General features: G+C 31.4%; 2 protein-coding genes and 1 pseudogene. 1 reads left to right on the plus strand and 2 read right to left on the minus strand.

Annotated elements, in window-relative coordinates:
• Positions 1-228, plus strand: a pseudogene (locus ABWO04_RS11890) (3'-5' exonuclease); the annotation flags it as partial.
• Positions 229-284: 56 nt separating this feature from the next.
• Here ABWO04_RS11890 and ABWO04_RS11895 read toward each other — a convergent pair.
• Both ABWO04_RS11895 and ABWO04_RS11900 read right to left on the minus strand, forming a co-directional pair.
• Complete coding sequence (locus ABWO04_RS11895) at positions 285-635, minus strand: toxin-antitoxin system YwqK family antitoxin (RefSeq protein ID WP_291242266.1); 351 nt, start codon at positions 633-635, stop codon at positions 285-287.
• Between the two features lie 153 nt (positions 636-788).
• Positions 789-1,473, minus strand: a 685-nt coding sequence (locus ABWO04_RS11900) for a beta-helix domain-containing protein (protein WP_502903996.1), incomplete at its 5' end; no start/stop codon positions are given.

The raw sequence follows: 1,473 nt of genomic DNA on the forward strand, positions 1-1,473 counted from the left end.
GGCGATTATAAACACTTCACCTCTTTAAAATTATTAACGAAAGTGTTGGGTATTCCTTCTCCTAAAGATGATATTGATGGAAGTGAAGTAGCAAACGTTTTCTACAAGGATAAAGATATCGACCGAATTGCAACCTATTGCGAAAAAGATGTTATAGCTGTTGCACAAATAATATTAAAGTTGCGATTACAAAAATTATTAACATCAGATGAAATTTTGAGAGTATAAGGCATAAAAAAACCACGTAATAACTTACGTGGTTTTTTTGTTTCAAATTGTTTTTTTTAGTTTCCTACTAAAGCATTGGTACTAAACTTTTTCACATCAGCAACTGTGTTATCAGAATATACTACTGCGTTTAATGCTGTTGAAGTATAAAAATTCCAAAGACCTGTTTTTTTACCTTGTTCGAAAGAACCTTCCGAAACTAAATTTCCTGTTTCGTCAAACGATTTCCATAAACCATCTGCTTTTCCATCAATATAATTTCCTTGGTGCATTACTTTACCGTTAGAATGATAATATGTTACTTTTACTGTGTTTTCAGAAATTTGTTCTCCAACTGCCTCTGTTTCTTGAGCAAAACCGAGTGAAGTAAACAAAATTAAACCAAAAATAAGGGCTAAATTTTTCATAATTATAGGTGTTATGATTAATAATCATATAAACCTACGACATATTTTTACATTAACCAAACAAAAACTTAACAATTTCGTAACATTGGAAAAAAGAACATAAAAAAAAGCGATCTAATATAGACCGCTTTTCTTATTTATTTTGGGTTATTCTTATTGTAATAATGTAGCTCCGTTTACTGTTGACCAAGCACCATTTGTTAAACTTGCTCCTGTTGAAGTAGTTGAAGTAGTGTATTGTCCAGTTGGGAAAACAACAGAAGTAACTGTAGATGTTCCTCCAAATTGAGGTGTAGTTCCATTAATTTTAACATTCGTTAATTTAATTTTACTTGCATTTACTTGATTAGTATTTGTGTTTGCATCTTGAATTCTAACCGCTACCGCGCTTGCATTAGTAGTATATCCATCAATTAATATGTTTGAATATTCTCCGTTTCCTTGATTTTTAAATTGGATTGCATCATATTCAGCAGAATTATTTTCTGTTAATGTTCCTGAAGCTCTTTTTAAAGTAATGTTTGCTACTTTAGGCCAGAAAGCATTGTTGTTGTTTTTACATTCAATTTCCATTCCGAAATTTCCTGTTCCTGTTTGATATGCAAACCAGTTTGAGTTTAATTGACCTTGCCATCCATCTTGCCAGTCAAATGAATCATCAAAATTTCCGTAAGAAATTGCATTAATTAAATTAACAGTTCCTCCGTAAAATTCGAAACCATCATCAGCTCCTTTATAAGCTACTAAGTTTTCTAAAATTGTTCCTGAACCTACAGAGTAAAATGAGAACCCGTTCATTTCTGAAGTTCCATCAGTAATTTTCTTTCCTGCGTATTCA

It is taken from the genome of Flavobacterium sp. (assembly GCF_040382755.1).
In the GTDB taxonomy this organism is placed as follows: domain Bacteria; phylum Bacteroidota; class Bacteroidia; order Flavobacteriales; family Flavobacteriaceae; genus Flavobacterium.

Coding starts and splice junctions, on each gene's coding strand:
- ABWO04_RS11895 (WP_291242266.1), bottom strand. CDS start 635: ATGAAAAATTTAGCCCTTATTTTTGGTTTAATTTTGTTTACTTCACTC.